General features: G+C 72.1%; 9 protein-coding genes. All 9 read left to right on the forward strand.

The features are described from left to right. Window positions 1-1519: hypothetical protein (locus tag MHW47_RS28930; protein ID WP_239226712.1), on the forward strand; the 1519-nt coding region annotated here is incomplete at its 5' end. A 143-nt stretch (window positions 1520-1662) separates the two neighbouring features. Then, window positions 1663-4089, forward strand: coding sequence for a DNA translocase FtsK (locus MHW47_RS28935; RefSeq protein ID WP_374230166.1), 2427 nt, complete (start codon window positions 1663-1665; stop codon window positions 4087-4089). A 2-nt stretch (window positions 4090-4091) separates the two neighbouring features. Continuing rightward, on the forward strand, window positions 4092-4394 hold the full coding sequence (locus tag MHW47_RS28940) for a hypothetical protein (RefSeq protein ID WP_239226713.1): 303 nt from the start codon (window positions 4092-4094) through the stop codon (window positions 4392-4394). 115 nt (window positions 4395-4509) lie between these two features. Next, window positions 4510-5157 (forward strand): hypothetical protein, encoded by a 648-nt coding sequence (locus tag MHW47_RS28945; RefSeq protein WP_239226714.1) that lies wholly within the window; start codon window positions 4510-4512, stop codon window positions 5155-5157. A 104-nt stretch (window positions 5158-5261) separates the two neighbouring features. Then, on the forward strand, window positions 5262-6011 hold the full coding sequence (locus MHW47_RS28950; protein ID WP_239226715.1) for a hypothetical protein: 750 nt from the start codon (window positions 5262-5264) through the stop codon (window positions 6009-6011). Between the two features lie 274 nt (window positions 6012-6285). Next, on the forward strand, window positions 6286-6714 hold the full coding sequence (locus tag MHW47_RS28955; RefSeq protein ID WP_239226716.1) for an RRQRL motif-containing zinc-binding protein: 429 nt from the start codon (window positions 6286-6288) through the stop codon (window positions 6712-6714). Between the two features lie 19 nt (window positions 6715-6733). After that, complete coding sequence (locus MHW47_RS28960; RefSeq protein ID WP_239226717.1) at window positions 6734-6979, forward strand: hypothetical protein; 246 nt, start codon at window positions 6734-6736, stop codon at window positions 6977-6979. Next, window positions 6976-7266 carry a hypothetical protein gene (locus MHW47_RS28965; RefSeq protein WP_239226718.1) on the forward strand — a complete coding sequence of 97 codons (291 nt, stop codon included), beginning with the start codon at window positions 6976-6978 and terminating at the stop codon, window positions 7264-7266. The genes MHW47_RS28960 and MHW47_RS28965 overlap by 4 nt, the downstream gene beginning before the upstream one ends. Before the next feature lie 121 nt (window positions 7267-7387). Continuing rightward, window positions 7388-7858, forward strand: coding sequence for a hypothetical protein (locus MHW47_RS28970; RefSeq protein WP_239226719.1), 471 nt, complete (start codon window positions 7388-7390; stop codon window positions 7856-7858). Window positions 7859-7916: the final 58 nt, after the last annotated feature.

Genomic DNA, 7916 nt, shown 5'->3' on the forward strand with positions numbered 1-7916 from the left:
CGGCGGCCGCGGCAAGGGCGGCCTGGGCGGCGGCCGCGGCAAGGGCGGCCTGGGCGGCGGAGCCACCAGCCCCGGCGCCAACACCCCCAAGGGCACCGGCGGCAAGAACGGCCCCGGCGGGAGCAGCGGCGGCGGGAAGGCCGGCGCCGGTCAGCAGTCCCGCACCGGCAAGGCGTGGCAGACCCTCAAGGGCTGGGGCAACAAGATGCGCCGCAAGAACGGCGGCGGCTCGGGCACCGGCGGCTCCGGGAGCGCCGGTTCCTCCGGCGGCTCCAGCGGCTCCGGCTCGGGCACCGGCTCCAGCGGCAAGGGCACCACCCCGGCGAAGTCCCGCCTCGGGCGCGCGATGCAGAAGATGCGCGGCTGGGCGGACAAGCTGCGCCGCTCCAAGAAGAGCAAGGGCGGCACGTCCGGCGGCTCCAGCGGCTCCGGCAAGAAGACCGGTTCGGCATCGGGCCGCCTGTACCGGATGCGCCGGATCGCCGCCCGCAAGCTCGGGCACTGGGCCCGCTGCGCCGGAGCCGGATTCCTTGCCGGACTCGGAGGGCTCCTCACGCTGCCCCTCGGAATCCTGTGGGGCACCTGGCGCCTGCTCACCAAGCACCGCGACCCGCTCGCCGGGTTCGCCTTCCCCGTCCGGACCGCCGGACGGATCTGGCGGTTCTTCTTCCGCCGCTCCAAGGCCCGCCACGACAAGGAAGCCAAGGCGGACCAGCTCAACCTCACCGTCAACGACCCCCGGAAGGACACCGACCCCATGACCGGACCCTCGCTCGCCGCAGGCACCACCGTGCTGGACGGCAACAACTCCAAGTTCGCCCTCGCCATGCGGGCGACGCACTCCGCGTACACCGGCTACAGCCCGACCAGCATGATGGAGGTCGCTGCCGAGTACGCGGGCCTGCCCAACGGCATCCGCGCCGCGGCGATGGCTGTGCAGCAGATGGCCGTCAACTCCGACCAGAAGTACCCGTGCAGCAAGCGGGCCATCGCCAAGCTCACCGAGGCGTACCAGCGGATGGTCAATGCCGCCTCCCGCGCGGAGAACATGGTCGCCCTCTTCCGGTTCGCCCACGCCTTCGACATCGAGCGGATCGTCGCTCCGAGGACGAACGAGTGGATGTGGAACGTCACCCCGAACGGGTCGTCCGCGTCCGAGGCCGCGATGTTCCAGCCCGGCCGGATCGAGTCCGGGTGCGTCCTGATGGCCGTGCTCTACCGGACCTTCGACCCGGTCCACATGCTCCAGGTCGGCTCCGAGTACCAGGGCATCGGCTACGGGCTCAACGCCCTGGCCGACGCGATCGAGGCCCTGCACCAGCGCACCCGCGACCTGTACCCGGTTGACGACCGCGTCACCGACGAGCTCGGCACCCTGGTCCAGATGATCCGGGCGGCGGCGGACGACGCCGACATGGCCGCGAAGCTGTTCCTCGAGGACCACCGCCTGGAGATCAGCCACAACACCAACCCCCGCAAGGGCCCGGCTGCCGAGTCCATGTGGAACACCCCCCGCTGACCCTTCGATCCCCAGCACGACCCGCACCACCAGGAGCCGGTGGCCGACCCCGAACCCGGGGCCGGCCACCGGCTCCCTTGCTGCCTATCCACCTTGTTGCTGCCCCCGCCCCCGCCTTCCTGACCAGGACGGAGAACCTCCCCATGTCGATGCGTCACTGGGACTGGTCGCTGCCCAGCGGCCACACCACCTTCCTCGGATACGCCAGCGAGACCGCCGCCTCGATGGTGATGCTCGCCCCGATCACCGGACTGCCCTGGCAGGCCGCCGCCGTCACCCTGGGCGGCGCGGCCGCCGCCGGAGCCGTCCACGACCTGCGCGAGGGCACCACGGCCGGCACCCTCACCACCCGCGCCCTGTCCTGGCTCACCGCGGCCGGGTGGGCGTCCTGGGCGCTGGCGACCGCGCCCCTGACCTCCACCGGCTGGGCAACCGGCCTGGGCCTGGCCGCCGTCGGCATCGCCGCGAACGCGAGCGCGACCCGCTCGGAGTCCACCCGCTCCGAGCGCAAGCGCCTGCTCAAGCTGCGCCGCGAGTCGGTCGGCATCCTGCGTGACTGGGAAGACCGCATGAAGCGCGTCGCCCGGGTGGAGAACTGTGTCGGCAAGGACGTGCAGCACTGGCCCGGGAAGGTCGGCTACACCATCGAGATCGACCTGCCCTCCGGCGGCATGAACGTCGACGACCTCAACGGCTACGGCCCGAAGTTCGCCGCCGACCTGCGCCTCGCCGACGGCTGCGGCGTCGAGATCTTCCCCGGCGCCAACCGCGGAACGATCCTGATCGAGGTCACCCTCAAGGACGTCATCAGCGAGGACATCCCCTACCCGGAGGACTTCTCCGAGCTGACGCTGACCGAGCGGTTCCCCTTCGGCCTCCACCGCAACGGCCAGGAGGCGCTCGGCAGTCTCTGCAACGACTGCGGCATCCTCATCGGTGAGACGGACGCGGGCAAGACGAACACGCTGCGCGTCGTCACCGGCCAGCTCGCCCGGATGCCCGACGCGCTGATCTGGGCCATCGACATCACCGGTGGTGGCGTCGCCCTCCCGTGGATCACCCCGTGGGCCACCGAGGGCCTCGCCTCCGCGCCGGTCGTCGACTGGATCGCGCACACCGAGGACGAAGCCCGGCTCATGCTCAAGATGGCCGGGGAGATCATCGCCGCCCGCAAGGCCGGATACCAGCAGCTGATGCGGGAGAAGAAGACCGACAACAAGCTGCCGATCTCCCACGAGATCCCCGGCATCGTCATCATCACCGACGAGACCGCCTCCCTCCCCTTCGACGTCAAGGAGATGCTCGACAAGGTCGCCGAAGAGGGTCGCGCGATGCGCGTGCGCAACCTCGTCTGCGGCCTGCGCGCCACGCAGGACGTCGTCACCGCCACCATGAAGATCCAGGCGAAGTGGCGCGTTGGCATGACCGTCTCCGACGCCGAAGAGCTCGCGTACCTCTTCCCCGGCTACATCAAGATCGACCCGAAGGACGCGCCCGTCGCGGGCGCCGGGTGGACGATGCACACCCGCCTCGGGCCGAAGAAGCCCACCGCGATGAAGGTGTGGCGCCTGGTCGACGAGCTCACCGACAAGATCTGCGCCGCGACCGCCGCACGGCGGCCCAAGCTGGACCAGCTCTCCGCGTCGGTGGAGAGCGGCGCGTTCTACCCGCAGCGGTGGGCGCGCACGCTGCCGGACCTCTACAAGGGCCAGCAGCTCACCGAGTCCGCGCAGCACGCGATCGACAACGCCGGAGAGATCATCGACGCCTCCACCCTGCTTGCCTCCGCCCCGGCCCCGGCCGGATCGGCCGGCACCACCCCGGCGGCCCCGGCCGCCTCGGTGCCGCAGGGATTCGAGGGCTTCGGCGGCGCGGCGGAGCTGTTCGCCGCCGTCAACGCCAGCCTCGACCCGACCGCCGGGCCGGTCGCGGTTCCCGCAGGACCGGCTCCGGCTGCCGCTCCGGCAGCGGCCCCGCTCCCCCGCCCGACCCGCCCGGTCGACCCGCGCGAGAAGGGCTGGGAGCTCCTGGTCGCCGCCGGCGAAACCGGCTACACGCCCAAGCTCCTGCACGAGGCGCTCCAGCAGCTCCTGGGCGACGCCACCCCGGCGCCGCGCACGGTCGGGGGCTGGCTCAGCAAGTGGGCGGAGGAAGGCAAGGCCATCAAGGACGACTCCGGGCAGTACGCCCGGTACATCGCCCGCGAGGCCGCCGCGCAGCAGCCCAGCACCGCCCCCGTCGAACCGGCCGGGACGGCGCTGCCCGAGGGCCTGGACGGAGCCCTGGTCCTCGAGGCCGTCGAACTGGTCGTGTCCACCCAGTTCGGGTCGACGTCGATGCTCCAGCGCAAGCTGCGCATCGGCTTCGCCCTGGCGGAGAGGCTGATGGACTACCTCCACCAGCTGGACATCGTCGGCCCCTCCGACGGCTCCAAGGCACGCGAAATCCGGGTCTCGACTGACGACCTGGAGGTGGTAAAGATGAGGCTGGCCGACGAACTCGGCTTCACCGCGCGCGACTTGGGCGCGATGGGTCTCGCGGCCGCCGCCGCTTCGCACACCAAGGAGTGACCATGGAGACAGCGGATGAGGAGATCGAGCGCTTGGAGGCCGAACGGCACTCCTACAGCGAGACCTTCAAGAACACATCCGAGGCCGACACCGTCACCCGCGCGCACCTCCAGTCGGAGATGGACCGGCGCACCGCCCGGATCCAGGAGCTCCAGCAGCACCAGCCGCTGGGGTTCTTCGCCCGCTGGGGCCTGCGCGCCGCCGCCCTCGCGGCAGTCTGGGGCGCGTTCGAGTTCGGACCGTGGTGGGTGAAGGTCGGCCTCGGTCTCCTCGCGGCGTTCCTCGCCTTCTACAGCCTCGGCTGATCCCCACCGCCCCACCCCACGGCCCGACCCGGGCCACCCAGGACCCGCCCAGCCATCCCGGCCGGGCGGGTCCTTCGCGTTCCCCACCACCCTCTCCCCCGTCAAGGAGCACCCCGTGGAACCCCGCGACCTCACCCTCACCGACTACCAGCGCACCGAGCACCCCGCGCCCAACCCCGGCCTGCCCACCGCCGGCCTCCCGGTCGAAGGGCTGGAGCAGATCTGGGCCCTGTTCCCCGAGGCCCGCCCCGGCGCCCGGCCGGGCGACCTTCCCGCCGCGCCCGCCCACGCCGCCGTCGGACTCCCCACCGATGAGGCGTACATGGCCCGGGTCTACGACCTGGTCCGCAGGGAGGAAGCCCTCCAGTACCTCCGCGCGCAGTACCAGCAGGCGGCTCTCACCCCGGTCCCCGCCTACCCGCAGGTCATGGCCCCGGCGCCGACGCACCTGCTTCCGCCCGCCGCTCCGGCCGCGCCGCAGCGAGCGGTGCCGGCGTTCGTGTGGAAGTACAGCGCCATCGCCCTGTCGACCGGTGGCGGCATCGCGCTCGCCGGGGTCGGTGTCGGTGCTGCCGCTCCGACCCTCGCGCAGCTGCCCGCCATCCTCACCGCGACCGGCCAGGCCGTGATGAGCGTGGCCGGCCTGTTCGTGCTGATCTTCCTCGCGCTCGCCGTACGCGGAGCCTCGCGCGGCAGCGGCGGGGGCGGCACCACGGTCAACATCCGCAAGGCGGTCTTCCGGCGCAACAAGTTCCACGGATGAGCCGGGCTGCCTGCCTCGCCCCCGCCCCGCCCGCTCCGGGCGTCGGGGACGGGACAGGCCGTCCGGCCCGCACCACCACCGTCTCGACAAGGAGCAGCATCACCTTGGCACCCAACGACCCGACCCCGGCCGCCGACAACGACCGCACGAAGGCGACGTCGACGAAGAAGGACTCCCGCCTCGCCGAAGCCCGCACCTGGTGGAAGGAGGCATGGGAAGAGGACGGCATCCTCCACGAGCTGTGGGAGGACGTCCGGCGCGCACCCGACGCCGGATGGCACGGCATGGCCAACTGGATCAAGGCCGTCGCCGCCATCGCCGTGTTCTCGTTCGTCGTCCTGCTCTTCAACGGCGCCGTCGACGTCCTGCTGGACGCCGCGCACCGCATCCTTACCGCCGTGCCGAACGTCCAGGTCGGCGACAACACCTCCACCGGCGTGTGGGCCACGATCGACAACCCGATCCGCTCCTACATCGCCGCCCACTCCGCCGGCCTGCCGATCAGCGCCTCCACCGTCTACACCCTGTGGCAGGTCACCGGCCTGTTCTCCCTGATCGCCGGGTTCATCACCCGCAGCAACGGGATCCGGCTGACGTGGCTGGCATGGGGGTGCGCGGGAGTCGCGATGGTCTGGACGACGACCCCGGACACCTCGCGCACCGTCGCCACCGCCATCGCCGTCCTCGCCTGGACGTTCGCCTCAGCCTTCGCCCTGCGCGGACTGAACCTGCGCCCGCGGGTCTTCTCCACCGTGCACACCGCCGCCCCGCAGATCACGGTCCAGCCGCAGATCCACATCCCGGCCCAGCCTGACGGCCCCGCCCCGGACAACGTCCGCCAGCTGGGCCGCTGATCCGGTCGCTCCGCCTGGCCACCGGCCGCCGCCGTCCGCACCCGGGCGGCCGGCTGCCGGTGACCGGACAGGCCGACCGGCCTGAGCTCCACCCGCGCCCGCCGCCCCGTCACCAGGGGCGGCGGGCGCTTGAACGTCCACGCCACCGACGACATGGAGGGTTCATCGTGCTCATCCCCCGGCCCCGCCGCAGGATCGGCCGCCCCCGCCCCACCATCCCCGGCCCCCGCTACCCCGCGCCCCAGCGCCGGCTTCCCGGTACCTGGAGCAGGTGATGGCCGACCAGGACCAGGACCTGGTCGACGTCGACCCGTACGACCCCGGCGACGGCTCCTTACCGGTCTTCCGGTGGAAGCAGGCCGGGCGCGAGAACCTCGCAACCCGCCGCCAGCTGCGGGAGATGGGGCTGCGCCCCGGTGGCCACGAGCCCGTCGCCCGGATCGAATGCCGCGGCGGGAAGCGGTGGGCGTGGCTGTACCGGATCGACCTGGCGAAGCCGAAGTTCGCGATGACGCTCGCGAAGGAAGCGGCGCTCGACAAGGCGATGGCTGCTCGCCAGACGTGTCCCGGCCCTTGTGGCCGGCGCTATTTCCACTGCCTTCCCTTGCGGACCTTGGGGTCCTGCCTGGAGTGCTTCGACGGCACGCCCGCCGACCCCGCCTCCTACATCGCTCCCCCGGCCAAGCACCTGCTGGCCGCCTGATCCGAGAGGACACCAGCCCATGAGCACCGCCACCCTCGCCGCCTTCACCGAGCCGGACCGCCCCAGGAACCTGCTGATCAGGTTCATCACGGTCGGCGGCTCGTACGTGGACGTCACCGGCCCCGGCAAGCACTCGGAGAAGAACCGCTGGCACTGCCACGGCTGCGGCGACTCCTCCGACCGGCCCGAGGAGGACTACCTGTTCCGCATCCGGCCGGACGCCAACAACCACGCCGCCACCTGCCGCGCCATCCCGCTGCGGTGAGCACCCGCCACCTGCGCGGCGCCCTGCTGCTGGCCGCCGTCGTCCCGCTCGCTGCGGCGACGGCCGCCGCCGCGCTCAAGGCCCGCCACCTCAAGCTCTACGCCGACCGGCACCGCATCGAGCTGCGACCCCAGCCCCGCCGCTCCTGCCCCGACTGCCGGGGCGAGGGCGGCTGGTGGGTCGGCGGAGCCTTCCCGGAGATGGAGGCGTGCGGCTGCTGGTCCGACCGGCGGGAGCTGCGCATCCGGCTCCTGCCCATCCCGGCCTGGAACGAGCCGCCGTTCTGAGCACCACCGCCCCCGGCCGGAGACCGGCCGGGGGCGAAGGCACCACGGGGCGACCGCAGCATCGGCAAGAGGCCGGCCGCCCCGCACCCCACCCCGAATCCGAGATGAGGAGCACACCAGCATGACCGATCGCCTCCGCGCCATCGAGGGCCTCGCCCTGGTCGCCGCCCTGACCGCCGTCTTCGACGGAGTCCACGCACTGGGGGACCAGTTCGTGCAGAGCTCGCACGACGCGATGACCAAGGGGATGCACGGCTCCCACCTGGTCTACAAGAACGACGGCTCCCCGGTGGAAGAGAACCCCTGGCGCCACGGCAAGGAAGGCCGTACCTGCACCGCCAGCGCCTACGGCCGCCGCTCGGTGAGCCGACACGTCGCGTCCTACTCGGCCGTGCAGCTCGCTTCCACCCTCGCCGTCACCCGCACCGTCGGGTACCGCGTCCCCGCCAGCGCCCTGCTGACCGGCGCCGCGATCAACGCGGTCACCCACGGAATCCTGGACAGGCGCGAACCGCTGCTCTGGAACCCCGGGGAATTGCATCAGATGCGTGATCCCTACAGGGCCCATGCCGCTGTGATGCGGGAAGTCTAGCGTCCTCGCTCTGTCCGGCACGTTGACGTGATCGAAGCTCTGACCTGGCGGTTTGGTA

Source organism: Streptomyces sp. OfavH-34-F (assembly GCF_022347745.1).
Taxonomy (GTDB): Bacteria; Actinomycetota; Actinomycetes; order Streptomycetales; family Streptomycetaceae; genus Streptomyces.

Bases quoted from the DNA above. Each gene is read 5' to 3' on its own strand.
- MHW47_RS28960 (WP_239226717.1), top strand. From the start codon at position 6,734: ATGAGCACCGCCACCCTCGCCGCCTTCACCGAGCCGGACCGCCCCAGG.
- MHW47_RS28955 (WP_239226716.1), top strand. From the start codon at position 6,286: ATGGCCGACCAGGACCAGGACCTGGTCGACGTCGACCCGTACGACCCC.
- MHW47_RS28970 (WP_239226719.1), top strand. From the start codon at position 7,388: ATGACCGATCGCCTCCGCGCCATCGAGGGCCTCGCCCTGGTCGCCGCC.
- MHW47_RS28940 (WP_239226713.1), top strand. From the start codon at position 4,092: ATGGAGACAGCGGATGAGGAGATCGAGCGCTTGGAGGCCGAACGGCAC.
- MHW47_RS28935 (WP_374230166.1), top strand. From the start codon at position 1,663: ATGTCGATGCGTCACTGGGACTGGTCGCTGCCCAGCGGCCACACCACC.